Origin of the sequence: Pseudomonas sp. Irchel 3F6 (assembly GCF_900187595.1) — a bacterium.
Taxonomy (GTDB): Bacteria; Pseudomonadota; Gammaproteobacteria; order Pseudomonadales; family Pseudomonadaceae; genus Aquipseudomonas; species Aquipseudomonas siliginis.
The window spans coordinates 26564-50006 of record NZ_FYDP01000009.1; the positions used below are offsets into that span (position 1 = coordinate 26564).

A 23443-nucleotide genomic window follows, 5' to 3' on the forward strand; every position below is an offset into this window, starting at 1 on the left:
TCCCACAGGGGTTTTGTAAACACCACAGATCCTGTGTGGGAGCGAGCCTGCTCGCGATGGGGCCAGTACAGACACTAGAGAACTACAACCCCTCCAGCTCCGCCATCAGATCATTCAACCGATCGACCTTCTCCTCTGTAATGTCACTGGCCGCCAGTCCATCGATGTATTCGGCGAGTTCCTCCACCGTGCTGCACTCGAACATCGCGCGCAGCGGCACATTGCGTTGCAGGGCTTTCTGTACCCGCGAAGCGATCTGCGTAGCCAGCAACGAATGCCCGCCGAGTTCGAAGAAGTTATCGCGCACTCCGACCTTTTCCACTTTCAGCACCTCAGCCCAGATATCAGCCAGGGTCTGCTCCAGCTCGTTGCGCGGGGCCAGATAATCCTCGCTCTGCAACTGACCGATCTCCAAGGCCGGCAAGGCTTTGCGGTCGAGTTTGCCGTTGGCATTGAGCGGCATCTGCTCCAGCCATAGCCAGTGCAGCGGCACCATGTATTCGGGGAGTTCGGCACGCAGGCGCTGCTTGATCCGCTCCAGGCGTTCGCCCGGATTGAGCGCTGCATCGGCCGCGACCAGGTAGCCCACCAGATGCTTGCCGTTGACGCCTTCCTGCACACCCACCGCCGCGTCGCGCACTTCCGGTTGTTCATGCAGGCGCGCTTCGATTTCACCGAGCTCGATACGGTAACCGCGAATCTTCACTTGATGATCGACCCGGCCGACGTATTCCAGCACGCCGTCAGTGCGGCGCCGTGCCAGGTCACCGGTGCGGTACAGGCGTTCGCCCGGCGCGCCGAACGGATTCGGCACATACACCGGCGCGGTGCGCAACGGATCGCTGACATAACCGCGACCGACCCCGGTCCCGGCGACACATAACTCACCCACCGCGCCCAAAGGCACCAGATCCAGCGCGCCATCGACCAGGTACAGCAAGTTATTGTCGGTCGGCGTGCCGATCGGCAAGTAACTGCCGCGCGTCGAGGCCATGTCGACACGGAAGAACGCCACGTCATCCGAGCATTCCGCTGGGCCGTAAGCATTGACCAGACCAATATCCGGGTAACGCAGCAGCCATTGATGCGCCAGTTCCGGCGGCATCGCTTCACCGGTCGGCAGCATCCAGCGCAAGCCGTCGAGGCTCAGACGCTCGGAGCCGAGCATGCCCTGAATCAGCGACGGCACACTCTCCAGCACAGTGATGCCCTGCGCCTGCACATGCGCCAGCAGACCGTGCGGATCGTGGGCAATCGCGTTCGGCACGATGTCGACCCGCGCGCCGAACAATGGCGCGGCGAGGAACTGCCAGACGGAAATGTCGAAGCTTTGCGAGGCGGTCTGCGCGATCACATCGGCCTCGCTCAAGTCGAGGTATGGACGTTTGCTCAACTGGTTGTTGAGCATGCCGCGCTGCTCGACCATCACGCCTTTAGGCAGCCCGGTCGAACCCGAGGTGTAAATCACATAGGCGAGATTATCCGGGCCACTGTGGATGCCCGGATTGTGCGTCGCTGCCGCCGACGCCTGCACCTCTTCCCACACCAGCAGGCGTGGACGATTCGAACAGCCAAACTCCTCGAGCAGGGTCTGCGCCTGCTCAAGGCAGGCTGCGCTGCACACCAGCAACGGCGTGCGGCTCAGCTCGATGATGCGACTCAGACGCTGGCTCGGCAGGCCCGGATCCAGCGGCAGATAACCAGCGCCGGCCTTGAAGCTGCCGATGATCATGCCCAGCAGGTCGAGATTACGCTCGGCCAGCAGCGCCACCGGTTGGTCCATGCGCACACCGGCAGCGACCAGGGCATGGCCGAGGCGGTTGGCGTTGTGGTTCAGCTCGGCGTAGCTAAGTTGCTCGTCAAGGCAACTGGCGGCAACGCGCTGCGGATGCGCCGCGACCTGCGCTTCGAACAGCGCCACATAGCTTTGCTCCAGCGGATAGTCGTGGCCGCTCTGGTTGCAACCGTGCAGCAGGAAATCGCGTTCTTCGTCGCCCAGCAGCGGCAAATCGGCCATGTCGCCATGGAAGCCGTCGACCAGTGCCAGCAGCAAGCGCTTGAACTCACTGAGCATGCGCTCGACCGTCGCCTCGTCGAAGTAACGCTGGTCATAGGACAGGTGCAAGCCAAGGTCATCGCCCGGGTAACACACCGCCGTCAACGGGAAGTTGGTGTGGGTGCGGCCTGAATCCGAGGTCGCATTCAGGCTCTGTGCACGATCAAGCACCGAGACTTCCACCGGGGCGTTTTCGAAGACGAAGAGGCTGTCGAACAGCGGCTGGCCTTTAGGCAATTCGCTCTGTTCCTGGATGTTCACCAGCGGCAGGTATTCGTACTCGCGCAGTTGCATGTTGCTGTCGAGCAAAGCGCTGAGCCACTGGCGCACGCTGCTGCGCTGATCGTCCGCCGGCATCTTCACCCGCAGGGCGATGCTGTTGATGAACAGGCCGACAGTGCGCTGCATTTCCGGCATCTCCACCGGACGCCCGGCCACGGTGACGCCGAAGAGCACGTCGCGATCGCCGCTCAGACGCCGCAAAACCAGAGCCCATGCAGCCTGGGCGAAGGTGTTGACGGTCAGTTGATGTGCCTGCGCCAGTTCCCGCAGCCGTGCACCGTCCTCGACATTGAGGCGGGTGTAACGGTCGCCGACGATCATGCCGCCGCTTTCACCGGCGTGTTCGCGCAGGAACGGACGGTCGCTCGGAATCGGCGTGGTGCGCTCGAACCCTTGCAGGTTCTGCTGCCACCACTGCCGCGCCTCGGCCAGGCTCTGGCGTTGCAGCCAGCCGATGTAATCGCGATAACGCGGCGGCACGCTCAACTGCGCTTCGCGTCCTTCACCGAGGGCGCTGTAGATTTCGAAGAAATCGTTCATCAGCAGCGAACGGCACCAGGCGTCGATGAGAATGTGGTGGTTGCTCATCATGAACCAGTAACGCGCCGCGCCGACCTTGATCAGGCGCAGGTGAAACGGCGCCTGATTGAGCAGATCGAACCCGGCTTCGCGCTCGCTTTTCAGCAGCGCTTGCAGCTTCGGTTCCTGCTCGGATTCGGCGATGGCGCTCCAGTCCAGATACTCGATCGGCGTGCGACCCGGGGTGTGAATCACTTGCAGCATGTCTTCGCCGACGTTCCAGCAGAACGACGCGCGCAGTGCTTCATGACGGGCGATCACCGCTTGCCAGGCCTGGGCGAAACGCTCGGGATCGAGCTCGCTGTTGATGCGGTAACGATCCTGCATGTAGTACAGGCCGGTACCCGGCTCGAGCAGGGTGTGCAGCAACATGCCTTCCTGCATCGGCGTCAGCGGGTAGACATCTTCGATGTGCGCGGCCGGCACCGGCAAGGCATCGAGTTGTGCCTGAGTCAGTTTCGCCAGCGGGAAGTCCGACGGTGTCAGGCCGCCGGCCTCGTCTTGCAGACAGTGGGCGATCAGGCTTTGCAACTCACCGAGGTAGGCGGCGGCCAGATCGTTAATGGTTTGCGCCTCGTAACGCTCATCACTGAAAGTCCAGCGCAGCAGCAGTTCACCACCGTAAACCTGACTGTCGACACTCAGCTCGTTGGGCAACGGCGCCTGCGGATCGTGGGCGGCACCGACCGCTTCATCCAGCGGACGGAACAGCGCATCGGCGCCGAAGCTCTGGTCGAACTGGCCGAGGTAGTTAAAGGTGATCGGCGCCTGTGGCAGCGCGGCCATGCTCTGGCGGCAGCCGTCATCGGCCAGATAACGCAACACGCCATAACCGAGACCTTTGTGCGGAACGGCGCGCAGTTGTTCCTTGATCGCCTTGATCGAAGCGCCCTGCCCGGCGGCCTCTTCGATGTTGTGCGGGGTCAGGCGCAGCGGATAAGCGCTGGTGAACCAACCGACGGTGCGGGTCAGATCGATCTCGTCGAACAAGGTTTCGCGACCGTGTCCTTCCAGTTGAATCAGTGCCGAGGGCTGGCCGCTCCAGCGGCACAGCACACGGGCCAGCGCGGTCAGCAGCAGGTCGTTGACCTGAGTGCGATAAGCGCTCGGTGCCTGTTGCAGCAACTGCCGGGTGCGCTCGGCATCGAGGCGTACGCTGACGGTTTGCGCATGGCGATTCTGCCTGCCGCCCTGCGGGTTTTCGCAAGGCAGATCAGCGCTTGGCCCGGCCAGTTGCGCTTGCCACCAACCGAGTTCTTCACGCAGGGATTCGCTGCCCGCGTAAGCCTGCAAACGCGCGGCCCAGTCCTTGAAGGCGCTGGTTTTCGCCGGCAGTTTTAGCGGCTGCGCAGCGTCGAGCTGGCGATACGCGGTTTGCAGATCATCCAGCAACACGCGCCAGGAAACGCCGTCGACGACCAAGTGGTGGATGGCGATGAACAGGCGTTGCTGAACATCCGCAACATCGACCAGCACCGCGCGCAGTAACGGGCCGTTGTGCAGATGCAGACTGCGTTGCGCGTCGGCGAACAGGGCTTCGCACTGATCCAGCGAATCGACGCTGACTTGCCAGAGCACATCCTCATTCGTCAGCGCTTGATGCGTCGCTTGCCATGCATCATCGGTTTCAGTGAAACGCAGACGCAGCGCATCGTGCTGTTCGATCACTGCCAGCAAGGCTTGCTGCAATCGTTGCGGCTCAAGGCGCACAGTCGGTTCCAGCAACAGCGCCTGATTCCAGTGCTGACGCTGGGGAATGTCCGTATCGAAGAACCAGTGCTGAATCGGTGTCAGGCGCGATTCGCCATCCACCAGGCCTTGCTCGGCCGTCACTTGCTGGGTGCGACTGGCAACGGCGGCGAGGGTCTGCACAGTCTGGTGCTGGAACAGGTCGCGCGGGCTGAAATGAATGCCCTGCTGACGCGCGCGGCTGACCACCTGAATCGACAGAATCGAGTCGCCGCCGAGTTCGAAGAAGTTATCGTTGAGGCCGACCTGCCTGACGTTGAGCACGTCGCACCAGATCTGCGCCAGGGTCTGTTCCAAGGCGTTGCTCGGTGCGACATAGTCCTGACGATTGAGCTCCAGATCCGGCGCCGGCAAGGCGCGGCGGTCGAGTTTGCCGTTGGCGGTCAGCGGCATGCTTGCCAGCAGCATCAGGTGGGGCGGCACCATGTAGTCCGGCAGTTGCGCCTTGAGGTGCGACTTGAGCGCTTCGCGAAGTTCAGCCTGTTGCGCTTCGCCTTGCCCGGCGACCTCCGTAACGAGGTAACCCACCAACTGCTTGCCACTCGGCGCATCCAGCGCCAGCACCACTGCTTCGCGGACCGAAGGGTGATCGAGCAGGCGCGTTTCGATTTCGCCCAGCTCGATGCGGAAGCCACGGATTTTCACTTGATGGTCGATCCGCCCCAGATACTCGACCAGACCATCGGCACGCTGGCGCACCAAATCGCCGGTGCGATACATGCGTCCGCCATCAGCGGCAAACGGGTCAGCGACAAAACGCTCGGCGCTGATGCCCGGACGGTCGTGATAGGCCTGGGCCAGACCGGCGCCACCGACAAACAATTCACCGGTCGCACCTTGCGGCACCAAGGCCAGATCGGCGTCGAGAATGTAGGCGACCCGTGCGCCGATCACGCTGCCGATCGGCACACTGCCGGCGCCCTCTTCCAGCACCTGCGGCGCCAGACTGGCCAGCGGCATGACCACGGTTTCGGTCGGGCCGTAAGCATTAAAAAACTGCGCCGGTTGGAATGCCGCGCGAATGCGCTGCAGATGCTCGCCGGTCAGCGCTTCACCGCCGGTGATGATCATGCGCACCGGCAGGACATCATTCTGCGTGGCAAGGAACTGCGCCAACTGGCTGCCGTAGCTCGGCGTGAAACCGAGGACGTTGATTCGATGCGTGCGAATCAAGCCGCAGATTTCTTCCGCGTCCCACTGCCCTTGCGCCCGCAGTACCACCTGCGCACCGCTGAGCAGCGGCACCAGTAGACGTTCGGTGGCAGCGTCGAAGTTGATCGAATAGAAATGCAGTTCACAGTCGTCCGGGCGCATGCCGAAGCGTTCGATCACGGCCTGGCAGTGCATGGCGATTTCACCGTGGGAGACCACCACGCCTTTCGGTTTGCCGGTCGAGCCGGAGGTGTAAATCAGATAAGCCTGATGTTGCGGCAGGCTGATAAACGGCAACTCGCTGGCCGGGTAGTCGGCCAACCCGGCGCTGTCATCTTCCAGACACCAGCGCGCCACGCTTGGCGGCAACTCACCGAGGGCTTCGAACATCGCCCGATCGCTGAGCAGCAGGCCGATGCGACTGTCTTCGATCATGTAATGCAGGCGGTCGAGCGGGTATTCCGGATCCAGCGGCACATAGGCGCCGCCCGCCTTGAGAATCGCCAGCAGGCCGATGACCATTTCCAGCGAACGCTCCAGCGCCAGACCCACCCGCACCTGCGGGCCGACCCCACGCTCACGCAGCGCCCAAGCCAGACGATTGGCCCGGGCATCGAGTTCGGCGTAGCTCAGGGTCTGCCCAGCGAAAGTCAGTGCTGGTGCGTCTTTGCGCGCCAGTGCCAGTTCGGCGAACAGATGATGGATGCACTGATCGAGACGATGCTCGCCCGGCTCGATGCCGAGGCTGTCGAGCAGCTGCTGTTGCTCGGTGTTGTCGAGCAGCGGCAGTTCACTGAGCCGTTGCTGCGGATCAGCGATCAACGCTTCAAGCAGGTTGCGCCAATGCCTGGCCATGCGCGCGATGGTCGGTTCGTCGAACAGATCGGTGCTGTAAGTCAGGCAGCAGCCGAGGCGATGGTCGAGGTCGGTGACTTCCAGATTGAGGTCGAACTTGGTCGCCCGCGCATCGTTGGCCAGATACTCGACAGTCATCCCAGCGAGCGTGCGGCTCTGCTGGAATTCCCAGCGCTGCACGTTGCACATCACCTGGAACAGCGGGTTGTAAGCCGCGCTGCGTGGCGGCTGCAAGGCTTCGACCAGATGATCGAACGGCAGATCCTGATGGGACTGGCCTTCGATCACGGTGTGGCGCACCTGCTCGAACAGTTCGCCGACCGACATCTGCCCGTCGAGCCGGCAACGCAGCACCTGGGTGTTGAGAAACGCCCCGATCAGCCCTTCGCTTTCCGGGCGAATGCGGTTGGCCACCGGCGCGCCGATGCGCAGGTCGGTCTGGCCGCTGTAGCGGTAGAGCAATGTGGCGAGCGCGGCGGTCATGGTCATGAACAGGGTCAGACCGTTTTGCGCGTTGAACGCCCGCACCCGCGCGGCGAGATCGTCACTCAGATCGAAACGGAACAGCTCGCCCTGATGGCTCTGTACCGGTGGACGCGGACGGTCGCCGGGCAGTTCGAGGAGCGGATGTTCGCGACCGAGCTGCGCGGTCCAGTAATCGAGCTGGCGCTGGCGCTCGCCGGACTCCAGCCAGTTGCGCTGCCAGACGCTGTAGTCGAGGTATTGCACCGGCAGCGGCTCAAGCGGCGAGGCGCGCTCATCGACGAACGCTTCATACAGCGCGCTGAGTTCACGGGCAAAGATGTCCATCGCCCAGCCTTCGGTGACGATGTGGTGCAAGGTCAGGACGAAGTAATGCTCGTGCTCGGCGGTCTTGACCAGACAGGCGCGCAGCAGCGGACCGGTTTCCAGATCGAACGGCTGGTGCGCTTCTGCATCGGCCAGTTGCTGGACTTGTAGCTCCCGGACTTCTGCCGGCAGGCTGGAGAAATCTTTCCAGCCCATGCGCACGCCGGTCTCGGCATGCACTTGCTGGCGGGCGACACCGTCGACACTTGGGAACGTTGTGCGCAGGGTTTCGTGGCGCAGGATCAGCGCCTGCAACGCCGCCTCGAAATGCTCGACGTGCAGCACGCCGCGCAAGCGCGCCATGCCTCCGACGTTGTATGCCGGGCTGTACGGTTCCATCTGCCAGAGGAACCACATGCGCTGCTGCGAATAGGACAACGGCACCGCTTGGCTGCGGTCGACTTTGCTGATCGGCAGCTGTGGGTTGGTGCGGCCGCTGACCTGGATCAGGCGAATCTGTTCGGCGTAATCGCCCAGTTCGCTGTGCTCGAACAAGGTGCGCAGCGGCAGTTCGACGTCACAGGCCTGACGTGTGCGCGAAATGATTTGCGTGGCCAGTAGCGAGTGACCGCCGAGGGCGAAGAAATCGTCGCGCAGGCCAACCTGCTTCAGACCCAGCACTTCGCGCCAGATCCCGGCGATTTGTTGCTCCAGTTCGCTGACCGGTTCGACGTGTTCACGCACCTGCCATTGCGGCTCGGGCAAGGCGCGGCGGTCGAGTTTGCCGCTGGGACTCAGCGGCATCGCATCAAGGCGCAGCAATTGTGCGGGCACCATGTATTCCGGCAGCTCGTCAGCGAGGGCAGCTTTCAGCCGAATAATTTGCTCATCGGCATTTTCCTGCGCATCGGTCGCCGTGAAGTAGCCGATCAGTTGCGCACCGGCAGCGGTTTCCCGCACCAGGACCACGGCCTGGGCGACGCCATTTTGCGCCAGCAGTCGCGCCTGGATTTCTTCAGGTTCGACGCGAAAGCCGCGCAGCTTGACCTGCTGATCGAGACGACCGAGGTATTCGATCACGCCATCCGAGGACCAGCGCGCACGGTCGCCGGTGCGGTACAAACGGGCGCCCTGCTCGCCCAGTGGATCGACGACAAAACGCTCGGCGGTCAACGCCGGACGATCCAGGTAACCGCGAGCCAGACCAATACCGCTGATGCACAGCTCGCCCGGCACGCCTGCCGGCACTGGATTGAGATCGGCATCGAGAATGCGGCAGATCACATTGCCCAGCGGCCGGCCAATCGGCGAGCGCTCGCCATCGGCAGTTGTGCAGTGCCAATGGGTGACGTTGATCGCGGTTTCAGTCGGCCCGTAACGGTTGTGCAATTGCACCGCCGGCAATTGCGCCAGTACCCGGTTGCGCAGCTCGGCGGGCAAGGCTTCACCGCCGGAAAACACCCGGCGCAGGCTAGTGCATTCGGCACTCGGCGGCTCATCGATGAACAGCGCCAGCAGCGGCGGCACGAAGTGCAGCGTGGTCACGCCGTATTGCTGGACCAGTTGCGCGATGCGATGCGGGTCGCGGTGCTCGCCGGGCGCGGCAAGCAACAGCCGCGCGCCGGTGATCAGCGGCCAGAAGCATTCCCACACCGAGACGTCGAAACTGATCGGCGCTTTTTGCATCAGCACATCGGCTTGGTCGAGACGGTAAGTGTCCTGCATCCATTGCAGGCGCTCGGCCAGCGCGGCGTGGGTGTTGCCGACGCCTTTCGGTTGCCCGGTGGAACCCGAGGTGTAAATCACGTAGGCGAGGTTGTCGCCGTGCAGTCGCAGGCCCGGTGCCTGGCTCGGCCATTTATCCAGGTGCAGCGCATCCATGGCGATCACGCTGACGCCATCGCTGGCCGGCAGACGCTCGAGCAATTGCGTCTGGGTCAGGAGCAGTTCGACGCCGCTGTCGCGGAGCATGTAGGCGAGACGTTCGGCCGGATAATCCGGATCAAGCGGCACATAGGCGCCGCCGGCCTTGATGATCGCCAGCAGGCCGATCAGCAGTTGCGGCGATCGCTCGGCGGCAATGGCCACGCACACGTCAGGGCCGACGCCCTTGTCGCGCAGGTAATGGGCGAGCCGGTTGGACTGCGCGTGCAGCTCGGCAAAATCCAGACTACCGCTGTCCCACACCAGCGCGGTGCGTTGCGGGGTTTTGCGCAGTTGTTGCTCGAGCAGGTCCGGCAGCCATTGTTGCGCCGGGCTGCACGGGGCCACGCTCCAGTCTTTCTGCTGATTCTGCTCGCTGGCGGTCAGCAAGCGCAGATCGCCGATGGCCTGCTGTGGCTGTTCGCAGACTTCGCTGAGCAGATTGTGGAAATGCTCGGCCAGGCGCTCGATGGTCGCGGCGTCGAACAGTTCGCTGGCGTAGTCGAACGCCAAGCTCAGGCGCCCGTTACGATCCTCTTCACTGTGCAACTGCAGATCGAACTTGGCTTCGCGACTGTGCCACGGCAGTTCTTCGGCGAGCAGACCCGGCAGGCGCTTGAGTGCACTGAGGTCGCGCTGCTGATGGTTGAACATGACCTGGAACAGTCCCTGTTCGCGGGCCTGCGGGAAAGCTTCGAGCAGTTGTTCGAAGGGCAGATCCTGATGGGCCTGGGCGCCGAGTGCGGCTTGGCGGGTCTGGTTCAGCAACTCGGCAAATGTCAGGCGTGAATCGATCTGCGCACGCAACACCTGGGTATTGATGAAGAAGCCGATCAGGCCTTGGGTTTCCAGGGGCGGACGGTTGGCGTTGGGCACGCCGATGCGAATGTCGCGCTGACCGCTGTAGCGGTGCAGCAAACTTTGCAAGGCAGCGAGCAGAAGCATGAACGGCGTGGCCTGGTGGGCCTGCGCAGTCTGGCGGATCGCCTCGCTGAGTTTGCTACTCAAGCGCACGCTGTGGCGCGCGGCGCTGTGGTTGTGTCTGGCCGAGCGCGGGTGATCGGTGGCCAGTTCCAGTGGCGGATGTTCTTCGCCCAGTTGCGCTTGCCAGTACGCCAGTTGCCGCTCGCCCTCGCCTTGCGCCAGCCATTGCCGCTGCCAGTTGCCGTAATCGGCGTATTGCGTGGGCAGCGCTGCCAGTGTCGCCGGCGTCCCTTGGGTTGCCGCCGCGTAGAGACGCGAGAATTCGTCGAGCAGGATATTCAGCGACCAGCCGTCAGCGATGATGTGGTGCAGGGTCACCAGCAGTTGATGTTCTTCGGCATCGAGACGCACCAGTGTCACCGCCAGCAACGGGCCTTTTTCCAGATCGAACCGAGTGCGCGCCTCGTATTCGCGAATCTGCTCGGCGCGGGCTTCACGCTCGGCCATTGGCAGGTCGCTGATGTCGATCAGTTGCAGGTTGAATTCGGCATCAGCGAGCACTTGCTGCAATGCCACGCCGTCACGCTCGAAGAAACGTGTGCGCAGTGATTCATGGCGCTCGATCAGTTGCTGGAAACTTTTGCGCACGGCGTCTTCGTCGAGTTCGCCACGCAGGCGCAGACCACCGGGAATGTTGTAGGCGCTGCTCTGTGGATCGAGTTGCCAAGTGATCCACAGACGGTTTTGTGCCAGCGATTGCGGCATCGGTTCGCTGCGCGACAAGGTGCTGATCGGACCTTGAGCGCTGCCGCCGTCCTGTTTTAGCTGCGCCACAGCGGCAGCGAAGGTGGACAGGGTTGGCGCTTCGAACAGCAGGCGCAGGCTCAGCTCCACATCGAGTGCTTCGCGAACCCGCGCAACCACTTGCGTGGCGGCGATCGAGTTGCCGCCGAGCAGGAAGAAATGGTCGTCGCCACTGACCTGCTTGACGTTGAGTTGCTCGGCCCAGATTTGCCCGATCAACGCTTCAAGATCCGAAGTGCTGCTGGTCGCCGTTTCCGTTGCCGCTGTAATCGAAGGGAACTGCGCGTAACTGTCGAGGCTGCCATCAGCCAGACGATTGCGGCACGCCGAGCGCTGCAGTTTGCCACTGGAGGTTTTCGGCAACGCGCCCGGATTGAGCAGCACCACCACGCTTGGCGCCTCCTGATACGCCTCGGCCACGGCTTGGCGAATGGCTTTGATCAGCGCATCTGGCGCAAGGATTTTCTGCACGCTGCGGCTGATTTCCGCAGCGATGCCGATGCCCTCTTCGCCGTTGTGAGTGACCGCGAACGCCGCCACACGGCCCTTGCGCACCACTTCGACTTCGCGCTCGACGGTCTGCTCGATGTCCTGCGGGTAGAGGTTATGGCCACGGACGATGAGCATGTCTTTCAGGCGCCCGGTGACGAACAGTTCGCCGTCACGGATAAAACCCAGATCGCCAGTGCGCAACCAGGTGCGGCCGGCGTGCTGGACAAAAGTCTTGGCGCTGGCTTCGGGGTTGCGCCAGTAACCGTGGGCGATGCTCGGGCCGGCGGCCCAGACTTCGCCGACGGCGTTATCGGCGAGTTGTTCGAGGGTATTCGGTTCGACGATCAGCACCGCGTGCTCAGGCTGGCTGATGCCGCAACTCATGACCGCGCTGCCGTCGCCCGGCTCGGCGCGGTTTTGCGCCAGCGCCTGATCGTCCACGCGCAACGCCGGGATGCCGGTGCCGCGCGGTGTGCCAGCGACAAACAGGGTGGCCTCGGCCAGACCGTACGAGGCCATGAAACTGTTTTCGCTGAAACCGCAAGCAGCGAACTTTTCCGCGAAGCGTTCAAGGGTGTCGAGGCGAATCGGCTCGGAGCCAGAATAGGCCACGCGCCATCGACTGAGATCGAGGCGCTCAAGGGCCGACTCGCTGACCCGCTCACTGCACAAACGGTAGGCGAAATCCGGGCCGCCGCTGATGGTGCCGCCGTATTCGGCAATCGCTTCCAGCCAGCGCAACGGCCGGCCGAGGAAATACGCCGGCGACATCAGAATGCACGGTACGCCGCTGAAAATCGGTTGCAGCAGACCGCCGATCAGACCCATGTCGTGATACAGCGGCAACCAGCTGACGATGACGTCGTCCGGGTTGACGTCGATCCCGAAACCGTGACGGATCAGCAGTTCATTGGCGACCAGATTGCCATGGCTGACTTGCACGCCCTTGGGCAGCGCGGTGGAGCCGGAGGTGTATTGCAGGAAGGCGATGTGCTCGGGCGGCAGGGGCGGCTCAACCCACTGTTCGGCCAGTGCGCTGTCCAGAGTGTCTACGCACAACAGCGGCGGCGCGCCGTCGATTTGTTGCAAGGCATCGCGCAGGTCGGCGCTGGTCAGCAACAGCCTGGGCTCGGCGTCGGCGATGATCGACAGCAATCGCTCCTGATGATGACGACGGGCGGATTCCGGCGGATAGGCCGGCACCGCAATCACACCGGCATACAAACAACCGAAAAACGCCGCGACGTAATCTGCGCCGCTGGGAAACAGCAGTACCGCACGCTCACCGAATCCAGCCTGAGCCTGCAACGCAGCGGCGATGGTGCGCGCGCGTTGATCCAGTTCGCGATAGCTGAGCACCACGGTCTGCTCCGGGTTTTCGGCGAGAAAACGCAAGGCCAGTCGGTCCGGCGTCAGGGCCGCGCGACGCTTGAGGGCATGGACCAGGGTGCTGGGGAGTTCGAACGCGTCGGTCATGAGGTTTCCTGCCTGAATTCGGCTTGCAAGTGGAATCGGGTGGCTGCGTCACACCTGTCGAGAGGCGTGCGGGGCGCGGTCTGTGCCGACCGCGCAAGGCATCGGAATGCGCTGAGGCCGGGGATCTGCACCCGGGCCATTCACCAATGAGAACGGATGGAGTGGGGAAATAATTAGTCGGCAGGCGCGACGTCCAGCGGGGCTGGGGTGCGGCGGCGTGTCGCAGTTGGCAAAACACATCGACTTACAGCACTACTTCTCTTTCTCATTTGACAATCATTATCATTCAACATAATTTGTCGCTCGATGTGTAGGACGGCGCCGTCCCCCGAGGCCCTCCCACTAACCTATTGGCAGCAAGGTGATTTCCATGACGGAACAAGTATCCACAAGCAGGTGCGATTCACCGCTACTTCAGGCATTCGTCGACAATCGACTGATTCTGGTCAAGATTGCAGCCCGCATTACCGGTTGCAGGTCTCGTGCCGAAGACGTGGTTCAGGATGCGTTTTTCCGACTGCAATCGGCGCCGCCGATCACGTCGTCGATCAAGGCTCAGCTGAGCTACCTGTTCCAGATCGTGCGCAACCTCGCCATCGATCACTACCGCAAGCAGGCGCTCGAACAGAAATACTCAGGCCCGGAAGAGGAAGGCTTGAACGTGGTGATTCAGGGCGCTTCGCCGGAAACTTCGCACATCAACTTCTCGACTCTGGAACACATCGCCGATGCGCTGACCGAACTGCCCAGCCGCACCCGCTATGCCTTCGAGATGTACCGTCTGCACGGCGTGCCGCAGAAAGACATCGCCAAGGAACTGGGCGTATCACCCACCCTGGTCAACTTCATGATTCGTGATGCTTTGGTGCACTGCCGCAAGGTCTCGGGCAGTCGGCGGGATGCGGTGATTGCCGGTCGTCGTTAGGATCCGGATTCTGCGTCAAGCCATTCGCGAGCAGGCTCGCTCCCACAGGGTTTGATCAACGACACAAACCCAGTGTGGGAGCGAGCCTGCTCGCGAAAGCGGCCTCAGACCCAACGAAATTCCGAGGCCGAACACATCAGGCCAACCGGCACCGATCAAAAAACCGCTCCCGCCCCAGAATCATCAGCGCCGCGCGCTTGTGCGGAAAATCGAATTCCTTCTCGCAGTGAAAACATTGGTTGTGCATATGTCCGATCATCTTCGCGTTGTCGGCACGTGGCTCGGCGACCACGCGCTGGGTGCGTGGATCATCGAGAAACAGGTAATGCACCAGCGCCGATAACCAGCTCGCCACTTTATGCGGGCCGCGATGACTTTCCTCGCCGACCAGCATGTGAATGCCACGGTCGTAATCGCCGGCATCGTAGAACGGCGCGATGCGATCTTCCTTGGCCCAGTAGGCTTCGAAGTAAGCGAAAGGCTGGTCATCGAAACAACCAATCAGCGTCAGCGTGTGCGGATCGGCCTCGAGCTTGCCGAGGTATTCGCGATGCTGCTCAAGGCTGCCCTCCTCCTGCCAAAAACTCGCCACGCGCGGGCTGTTCTGCCAGCGATTGAAGCGCGACAGATCTTCTTCGATTTCCAGCGTTCGCAAGGAAATCCATGCGCCGAGCCGCGCATCGAAACGCCGATAGACTTCACCGCGCGGCTTCACCGGTCGCAGCGGATGGCGCTTGCCCTGGCTGATGACCATTTGCTGCGGATAGCTGCCGGTCAGTGACGTGCCCAGCCACGGCTGCGGCAGTTGCCAGAACAGCGTGCGCTCGCAGCGATACTCGCCGGCGACTTCGGTATTGATCAGCAAACCACTGCGCAAGGCTTCGGTAGGTGGCTGATCGAGTTGCCAGATCAACTGCTGACACGCCGGGTCACGGGCGAACAGCCAATAACAGGCCGCCCACAAGGCGTGGCCGGGCGGCAGAGCAAAACGCTCATCAAGCTGGATCGGGCCATTGGCCTCGCGGTCCAGGCGCAGCCGAATCAGCGGTTGCCCGTCCAGGCTCAGGCTCAGCCGGCTCTCGGTAGCATCAGCGATCAATCGACTGCCCGAGGGCAACGCCAGGGCAGTCAGGTCATTCAGATTGGACATGGGTCGGGCTCACGTAATCGTCGACAGTTCAACGAAGTGACGTGAGCCGGGAGGGGAAATTTAAGTGCGAGAGGCAATTAGCGCTTCAGTGATGAGGCGCCGGCATCACGGCAATCCTGTAGGGCTCGAAAATCCTCAGCAATTCGCCGTTGTCGCGCAAACGCTGCAACAGGTTGCCGAAGGCTTCGCCGGTGATAGGAGCGCTTGGCCGCAGAATCGCGTAATGGTGATAGATCTGATCGGTACGCTGCGACGCCAACAGCTCATCGCGGACCTTCTCGTTGCGCAGCAGGTAATCGAACAGATAGGAACGGGTGACCAGGGCAATGTCGGCGCGCCCGCGCAGGACCATCAGCAGGTTGCTGTCGTGGGAATAGGTCAGCGTCGCGTTGTAGTTTTTCGCGAGATATTTCGGGTCGGCGTTGAAGCCGGCGAATTCGTAGTGATAACCGCTGAACAGCGCCAGACGTTTGCCCGACAGGCTCGAGAAATAGTTTTGCTGGCGGCCGTCTTCGCGTTGCGCGACAAAAATCTCGGCGTCTTCCAGGCCCATGTCGACGTCGTCGTGGGGAATGTCTTTCCAGCCCCACTCGGGGTTCTCAAAGATCGCCATATCGATGCGGCCTTGCTTGAAATCACCGAAGCGGCGCGGGATCGACGTCGGCACCAGGACAAATTGATAATCGCTCTGCGAGCGGTTCAGCGCCTCGACCAATTGCGGCAACAGGCCGGTGTCGGCGCCGTTTTCCGGGCGAATCGTATAAGGCGGGAAATGCGCGGCGCCGACCCGGACCAATTGCGCTGACTGAGCGGGCAATACCCATAACGCAGCCAGCGCAGCGAGCAGCAGCCCGGCGGCTGTCCGAATTGGCGAAGACTTCAAAACACCCCACTCCCCGAAAAAAATAGCGATCAATGCATTCAAGCTAGGCGGTTTCGCCGACTTAGCCAGTTTCCCGGCCGGTCCGACAACCGTTCAACGCGCTTCGAGGACCAGAATCAACGCTTCATCGGCGAGTTGATCGAGGCTCAAACTGCCGCCGGCACGGAACCAGGTGGTGGTCCAGGACAGTGCGCCGGTAAGGAAACGTCGGGTAATAAAAACGTCGCCGCGAATAAAGCCGGCGTCCTTGGCCTCGCCCAGAACCTGCAACCAGATGTCTTCATAAACATCACGCAAAGCGAGGACATTAGCCTGACCGTCCTCGGACAATGAGCGCCATTCGTACACCAGCACGGCCATCGCCTCGCCACTGCCGCCCATGATCGACTGCAACTCGCAACGAATCAGTGCCAGCACCCTTTCGCGCACATCGCTCGCCTCGGCCAGCGCTGCGCGCATCAGCGCGGTGTTGTAGCGGATGGTTTCCTCCATCACCGCGCGGAGAATTTCATCCTTGCTTTTGAAGTGATGAAAAATGCTTCCCGACTGAATGCCCACAGCACTGGCCAGATCACGCACTGTGGTGCGCTCATAGCCTTTGTTGCGAAACAGGTGAGCCGCCACTTGCAGCAATTTGCCACGGGCGCTGTCCGGGTCGGTCAACTGGCCTTGGTCGACCAGTTCGCGCATGACCCGCAGGGCTTTTTGCTCGTCCACCCGTTCTCTCCTACAGTCGATCAGTGTGTTGCCCCCTGTAACCGCAGGGTTGCGCGCAATTTAAGCCGCGCGCGGGCACCAAGCAAGCGCTTGGGCAGAAGAATGTTTCGCCTGTTTACAAACCAAGCGCTTGCTTGGTAGCCTCCAGACACTTCTGTCGCAGATCCCTGAGTCGGAGATAAAAATGCCAACCACCGTGCGAATCGGCTGCGCCAGTGCTTTTTGGGGCGACACCTCCACCGCTGCCGCCCAGCTTGTCTCCAGCGGAAACCTGGATTATCTGGTGTTCGATTATCTGGCCGAGATCACCATGTCGCTCATGGCTGGTGCGCGTCTTAAAGACCCACAGGCCGGGTTCGCGGGTGACTTCGTTGAAGTGCTGGCGCCGCTGCTGACGCAACTGGCCGAACAGAAAATCCGCGTGATCAGCAATGCCGGCGGGGTCAATCCGCAGGCTTGCGCGGCGGCCCTGCAAGCGGCCTGCGACCAGGCTGGGGTCCAGCTGAAGATTGCCGTGTTGCTCGGCGATGACCTGCAAGGACAGCTCAAAAGCCCCGCCGACGTCCGCGAAATGTTCAGCGGCGCGCCGCTTCCGCGGATGTGCGTGTCGACCAACGCCTACCTCGGCGCGCCGGGGATAGTCGAAGCGCTGCGCCTGGGTGCCGACATTGTCATCACCGGCCGGGTGGTCGACAGCGCCGTGGTCAGTGCGGCGTTGGTTCACGAATTCGGCTGGTCGTGGCATGACTACGACAAACTCGCCCAGGCCGCACTGGCCGGGCACATCATCGAATGCGGCGCGCAGTGCACCGGCGGTAATTTCACCGACTGGCGCGAGGTGCCGGATTACGAGCACATCGGTTTTCCGATCGTCGAGGTCAGCGCCGATGGCCAGTTCCTCGTCAGCAAACCCGAAGGCTCCGGCGGACTGGTCACGCCATTGACGGTCGGCGAGCAGATGCTCTACGAAATCGGCGATCCGCAGGCCTATCTGTTACCAGACGTGATCTGCGATTTCAGCCAGGTCAAACTCCAGCAACAGGGCAAAAACGTCGTGCACGTGCACGGTGCCAAAGGCCTGCCGCCCAACGATAAATACAAGGTCAGCGCCACGTACCCGGACGGTTTTCGCTGCACCGCCAGTTGCCTGATGGCCGGCATCGACGCAGTAGACAAGGCGCGGCGGGTCAGTCAGGCAATCATCGACAAGACCGCCGAGATGTTCAGCCTGCGCGGCTGGGCGCCGTACAGCGAAACCCATGTCGAACTGCTCGGCAGCGAAGCCACCTACGGCCCCCACGGCCAGCGCCGCGACAGCCGTGAAGTGGTGATCAAAATCGCCGTGCGCCATCCCGACAAACACGCACTGGTACTGTTTTCCAGAGAGATCGCCCAGGCCGCGACCGGCATGGCGCCGGGTTTGACCGGCATCGTCGGCGGTCGTCCGACCGTATACCCCCTCATCCGTCTGTTCTCTTTCCTCATCGATAAAAGCGCCTGCACCCTGCAAATCGATATGGCCGGTGAGCGCCATCCGTGCGCCCTCCCCGACCCAGTGGCCCTCGACAGCGCAGATTTGCCGATCGCCCATCAGCCACCCAAACCCCAGGGCCGCGCCGATGCCAGTGTGCCGTTGGTGAAACTGGCGGTGGCGCGCTCCGGCGACAAGGGCAACCACAGCAACATCGGCGTGATGCCGCGCCATCCCGATTACCTGCCGTGGATCGCCGAAGCGCTGACCCCTTCGGTGGTGGTCGACTGGATGCGCCACGTCCTCGATCCGCTTCTCGGGCGTGTCGAACGCTGGTATCTGCCCGGCACCCACAGCCTCAACTTTCTTTTGGAAAACGCCCTCGGCGGTGGCGGTGTCGCCAGTCTGCGCATCGACCCGCAAGGCAAAGCCTTCGCTCAGCAATTATTGGAAATCCAGATTCCGGTGCCGCAGAGCATCGCCGAACAGCTCGACTAGAGGATGGTGTGCATGGCTTACGCGTCGATTTTCCGCGCCGATCTGTTCAGCGGCCAGAACCTGATTGTCACCGGTGGCGGCAGCGGCATCGGTCGCTGCACCGCCCATGAACTGGCGGCCCTCGGCGCCAATGTGCTGCTGGTCGGGCGCAAGCCGGAAAAGCTCGAAAAAGTCGCCGCCGAAATCACCGACGACGGCGGCCGCGCGCACTGGAAGGCCTGCGATATCCGCGATGAAGAAGCGGTCAAGCAACTGGTCAAAGAGCTGATCGCCGAACACGGGCCGATCCACGGCCTGGTCAACAACGCCGGCGGCCAATACCCGTCGCCCTTGGCCTCGATCAATCAGAAGGGCTTTGAAACGGTGCTGCGGACCAATCTGGTCGGCGGCTTTCTGATGGCCCGCGAAGTGTTCAACCAGTCGATGAGCAAACATGGCGGCAGCATCGTCAACATGCTCGCTGACATGTGGGGCGGCATGCCCGGCATGGGCCACTCGGGGGCAGCGCGTTCGGGCATGGACAATTTCACCAAGACCGCCGCGTTCGAGTGGGGTTACGCCGGGGTCCGGGTCAACGCCGTGGCGCCGGGCTGGATTGCGTCCAGCGGCATGGACACTTACGAAGGCGCATTCAAAGCGGTGATTCCGACCCTGCGCGAGCATGTGCCGCTCAAGCGTATCGGCACCGAATCGGAAGTCAGTGCGGCGATCGTGTTTCTGCTCAGCCCGGCGGCGGCGTTCATCAGCGGCACCACGGTGAAAATCGACGGCGCCGCCAGCCTCGGCAGTCGCGCCTGGCCGCTGCACAAGGCCAGCCACAGCGAATCGTTCAATGGTTTTCACCGCGCCTATCTACCTGACGTGCTCAAGGACAAGGAATAAGCCATGGCGCAGATTCAGTCGCAACTCGATCCGCACAGCGAAGCGTTCGCGCGCAACCGCGCGGCCATGCTCGCCGCCATCGAGCAGGTGCAGCAGCTCGAACAGAACCTGCTGAACAAGGCCGCCGAAGCCAAAGAAAAATTCAGCAAACGCGGGCAACTGTTGCCCCGCGAGCGCTTGAACCTTTTGCTCGACCCCGGCGCGCCGTTCCTCGAACTGGCCAGCCTCGCCGGCTACAAGTTGCACGACGACAAGGACGGCAGTTCGGCCGGTGGCGGGCTGATTGCCGGCATCGGTTATGTCTGCGGCATCCGCGCGATGGTGGTCGCCAACAACAGCGCGATCAAGGGTGGCACGATCTCGCCGAGCGGCCTGAAAAAATCCCTGCGCCTGCAACAGATCGCTCGGGAAAACAAACTGCCGATGATCACCCTCGCCGAAAGCGGCGGTGCCAATCTCAACTACGCAGCGGAGATTTTTGTCGAAGGCGCGCGCAGTTTCGCCAATCAGGCGCGCATGTCAGCGATGGGTTTGCCGCAGATCACCGTGGTGCACGGCTCGGCCACCGCAGGCGGCGCCTATCAACCGGGGTTGTCGGATTACGTGGTGGTTGTGCGCGGCAAGGCCAAGCTGTTTCTCGCCGGCCCGCCATTGCTCAAAGCGGCGACCGGCGAAGTGGCCACCGATGAAGAACTCGGTGGCGCCGAAATGCACGCGCAAGTCGCCGGCACTGCCGAATATCTCGCTGAAAACGACGCTGACGGCATACGCCAGGTCCGCGACATCATGCGCATGCTGCCATGGAACGAGCAGTTGCCGTGGCTGCCGGAGCCGCAATTCAAAGAACCGCTCTACCCCATCGACGAACTGCTCGGGCTGATCCCGGACGATGCAAAAAAGCCCTACGACGTGCGCGAAATCATCGCGCGGATTGCTGACGAGTCGGACTTCCTCGAATTCAAAGGCGAGTTCGATCAGCAAACCCTTTGCGGCCAGTTGAAAATCCAGGGCCGCGCCTGCGGCTTAATCGGCAACAACGGCCCGATCACCCCGCAAGGTGCGAGCAAGGCGGCGCAGTTCATCCAGTTGTGCGACCAGAGCCAGACGCCGCTGCTGTTTTTCCACAACACCACGGGGTTCATGGTCGGCACCGAATCGGAACAGCAAGGCGTGATCAAGCACGGCTCGAAACTGATCCAAGCGGTGGCCAACGCACGGGTGCCTAAACTGACCATTGTCGTCGGCGGTTCCTACGGCGCCGGCAACTACGCCATGTGCGGACGCGGGCTCGATCCGCGCTTCATCTTCGCCTGGCCCAACAGCCGCACGGCAGTAATGGGCGGCGCACAGGCCGGCAAGGTCTTGCGCATCGTTACCGAAGCCAAACAGCTCAAGGACGGCATCGAGCCCGATCCGAAAATGCTCGACATGCTCGAACAGATGACCACGCAGAAACTCGACAGCCAATCCACCGCCCTGTATGGCAGCGCCAACCTGTGGGACGACGGCCTGATCGATCCGCGCGACACCCGCACTCTGCTCGGTTACTTGCTGGATATCTGCCACGAAGCCGACACGCGCACGCTGCAACCCAACAGCTTCGGCGTCAGCCGCTTCTGACCGCCACGGATCCTACGGAGAACAACAACAATGATCTTCACCCCGGAACACGAAGCCCTGCGCCGCACCGTTCGCCAGTTCGTCACCCACGAGATCAACCCGCACGTCGAAGAGTGGGAAAAGGCCGGACGCTTTCCCATCCACGAAATTTTCCGCAAGGCCGGTGAGCTGGGCCTGCTGGGCATTTCCAAGCCGGAAAAATTCGGCGGCATGGGCCTTGATTACAGCTATTCGATCGTCGCCGCTGAAGAGTTCGGCACCATTCATTGCGGCGGGATTCCGATGTCGATCGGCGTGCAGACCGATATGTGCACACCCGCCCTCGCCCGCTTCGGCTCCGATGAACTGCGCGAAGAGTTCCTCCGCCCGGCCATCACCGGCGAACAGGTTGGTTGCATCGGCGTTTCCGAAGTCGGCGCCGGCTCCGATGTCGCCGGGCTGAAAACCACGGCACGCAAGGACGGCGATGACTACGTGATCAACGGCAGCAAGATGTGGATCACCAACTCGCCGAGCGCCGATTTCATCTGCCTGCTGGCCAACACCTCGGACGACAAGCCGCACATCAACAAGTCGCTGATCATGGTGCCGATGAACACCCCGGGAATCAGCCTCAGTTCGCACCTGGACAAGCTCGGCATGCGCAGCTCGGAAACCGCGCAGGTGTTCTTCGACAACGTGCGCGTGCCCCAGCGCAACCGCATCGGCCATGAAGGCGCGGGGTTCATGATGCAGATGCTGCAGTTCCAGGAAGAACGTCTGTTCGGCGCGGCGAACATGATCAAGGGCCTGGAATATTGCATCGACAGCACCATCGAGTACTGCAAGGAGCGCAAGACCTTCGGCAACGCGCTGATCGATAACCAGGTGATCCACTTCCGCCTCGCCGAATTGCAGACCGAAATCGAATGCCTGCGCGCCCTGGTCTATCAGGCCACCGAGCAATACATCAAAGGCCAGGACGTCACGCGCCTGGCATCGATGGCCAAGCTCAAGGCCGGACGCCTCGGCCGTGAAGTCAGCGACAGCTGCCTGCAATATTGGGGCGGCATGGGCTTCATGTGGGACAACCCGGTGGCCCGCGCCTATCGCGATGTGCGCCTGGTCTCGATTGGCGGCGGCGCCGACGAAATCATGCTGGGGATCATCTGCAAACTGATGGGCATCCTGCCGGGGAAAAAGAAATGAGCAGCCTGCCCGATTGCCAGACGCTGTTGCTGGAACTGCATGGCGGCGTGCTGCACATCACCCTCAACCGCCCGGACAGCCGCAACGCGATGAGCCTGCAAATGGTCGCCGAACTGCGCGCGGTGCTGGCGGCGGTGCGTGATGACCGCACAGTGCGGGCCTTGGTGCTCAGCGGTGCCGGCGGGCATTTCTGCGCCGGTGGCGACATCAAGGACATGGCCAATGCCCGGGCTCAGGGCGCGGACGCTTACCGCGAGTTGAACCGGGCGTTTGGCGCGCTGCTGGAACAAGCCCAACATGCGCCGCAAGTGTTGATCACTTTGCTGCAAGGCGCCGTGCTCGGCGGCGGCTTCGGCCTGGCTTGCGTCAGCGATGTTGCGATTAGCGATCACAAGGCGCAGTTCGGCTTGCCGGAAACCAGCCTCGGCCTGATCCCAGCGCAAATCGCACCGTTTGTGGTGCAACGGATCGGCTTGACCGAAACCCGGCGACTGGCGCTGACGGCGGCGCGTTTCGATGGCGCCGAGGCGCAGCGATTGGGGCTGGTGCATTTCGTTGAACAGGATGCGCAAGCGTTGGCCGAGCGACTGGATGAGGTCTTGCAACAGGTGCTGCGCTGCGCGCCGGAAGCGAATGCGATGACGAAAAAATTGTTATTGGCCAGCGCCGGGCAGCCTTCGAGTGAATTGCTCGATGAGGCGGCGCAGTGGTTCAGCGCGGCGGTGACCGGAGACGAGGGAGTCGAGGGGACCATGGCTTTTATGCAGAAACGCAAACCTCGGTGGGTCAGCTAAAAGCTTCGCGAGCAGGCTCGCTCCCACAGGTCGAAATGCATTCCAAATGTGGGAGCGAGCCTGCTCGCGAAGAGGCCCGCACCTTCACCGCCCAAAACTCAGGAGCCCCCGAGTTCGCAGTTGAAATGCGCTCCAAATGTGGGAGCGAGCCTGCTCGCGAAGAGGCCCGCACCTTCGCCGCCCAAAACTCAGGAGCGCCCGAATTCGCGGTTGAAATGCGTTCCAAATGTGGGA

The 23443-nt window shown here is 62.3% G+C and carries 10 protein-coding genes; 6 read left to right on the plus strand and 4 right to left on the minus strand.

Translation table 11 applies throughout. The features are described from left to right. Positions 1–82 precede the first annotated feature (82 nt). Positions 83–13081: a non-ribosomal peptide synthetase gene (locus tag CKW30_RS24460; RefSeq protein WP_095182176.1), complete on the minus strand. Its 12999-nt coding sequence runs from the start codon at positions 13079–13081 to the stop codon at positions 83–85. Between the two features lie 370 nt (positions 13082–13451). Between CKW30_RS24460 and CKW30_RS24465 the strand changes: the two genes are divergently transcribed. Next, complete coding sequence (locus CKW30_RS24465) at positions 13452–14006, plus strand: RNA polymerase factor sigma-70 (RefSeq protein ID WP_008088195.1); 555 nt, start codon at positions 13452–13454, stop codon at positions 14004–14006. Positions 14007–14142: 136 nt separating this feature from the next. Here CKW30_RS24465 and CKW30_RS24470 read toward each other — a convergent pair whose 3' ends face one another. The 3 genes from CKW30_RS24470 to CKW30_RS24480 form a co-directional block, all read right to left on the minus strand. After that, positions 14143–15156, minus strand: a complete 1014-nt coding sequence (locus CKW30_RS24470; RefSeq protein ID WP_095182177.1) for a GNAT family N-acetyltransferase — start codon at positions 15154–15156, stop codon at positions 14143–14145. Positions 15157–15241: 85 nt separating this feature from the next. Then, positions 15242–16039: an ABC transporter substrate-binding protein gene (locus CKW30_RS24475; RefSeq protein ID WP_095182178.1), complete on the minus strand. Its 798-nt coding sequence runs from the start codon at positions 16037–16039 to the stop codon at positions 15242–15244. A gap of 93 nt (positions 16040–16132) precedes the next feature. Continuing rightward, positions 16133–16756 (minus strand): TetR/AcrR family transcriptional regulator, encoded by a 624-nt coding sequence (locus tag CKW30_RS24480; RefSeq protein WP_095182179.1) that lies wholly within the window; start codon positions 16754–16756, stop codon positions 16133–16135. Positions 16757–16940: 184 nt separating this feature from the next. Here CKW30_RS24480 and CKW30_RS24485 point away from each other — a divergent pair, with 184 nt between their 5' ends. From CKW30_RS24485 to CKW30_RS24505, 5 genes are read left to right on the plus strand one after another with little or no spacing between them, the layout of a single operon-like run. Then, positions 16941–18725, plus strand: a complete 1785-nt coding sequence (locus CKW30_RS24485; protein ID WP_095182180.1) for an acyclic terpene utilization AtuA family protein — start codon at positions 16941–16943, stop codon at positions 18723–18725. A gap of 12 nt (positions 18726–18737) precedes the next feature. Then, positions 18738–19607, plus strand: coding sequence for an SDR family oxidoreductase (locus CKW30_RS24490; RefSeq protein WP_095182181.1), 870 nt, complete (start codon positions 18738–18740; stop codon positions 19605–19607). Between the two features lie 3 nt (positions 19608–19610). Continuing rightward, on the plus strand, positions 19611–21227 hold the full coding sequence (gene atuC / locus CKW30_RS24495; protein ID WP_095182182.1) for a geranyl-CoA carboxylase subunit beta: 1617 nt from the start codon (positions 19611–19613) through the stop codon (positions 21225–21227). Positions 21228–21257: 30 nt separating this feature from the next. Then, positions 21258–22415, plus strand: coding sequence for a citronellyl-CoA dehydrogenase (gene atuD, locus CKW30_RS24500; protein WP_056788533.1), 1158 nt, complete (start codon positions 21258–21260; stop codon positions 22413–22415). Continuing rightward, positions 22412–23209 carry an enoyl-CoA hydratase/isomerase family protein gene (locus tag CKW30_RS24505; RefSeq protein ID WP_095182183.1) on the plus strand — a complete coding sequence of 266 codons (798 nt, stop codon included), beginning with the start codon at positions 22412–22414 and terminating at the stop codon, positions 23207–23209. The genes atuD and CKW30_RS24505 overlap by 4 nt, the downstream gene beginning before the upstream one ends. Positions 23210–23443: the final 234 nt, after the last annotated feature.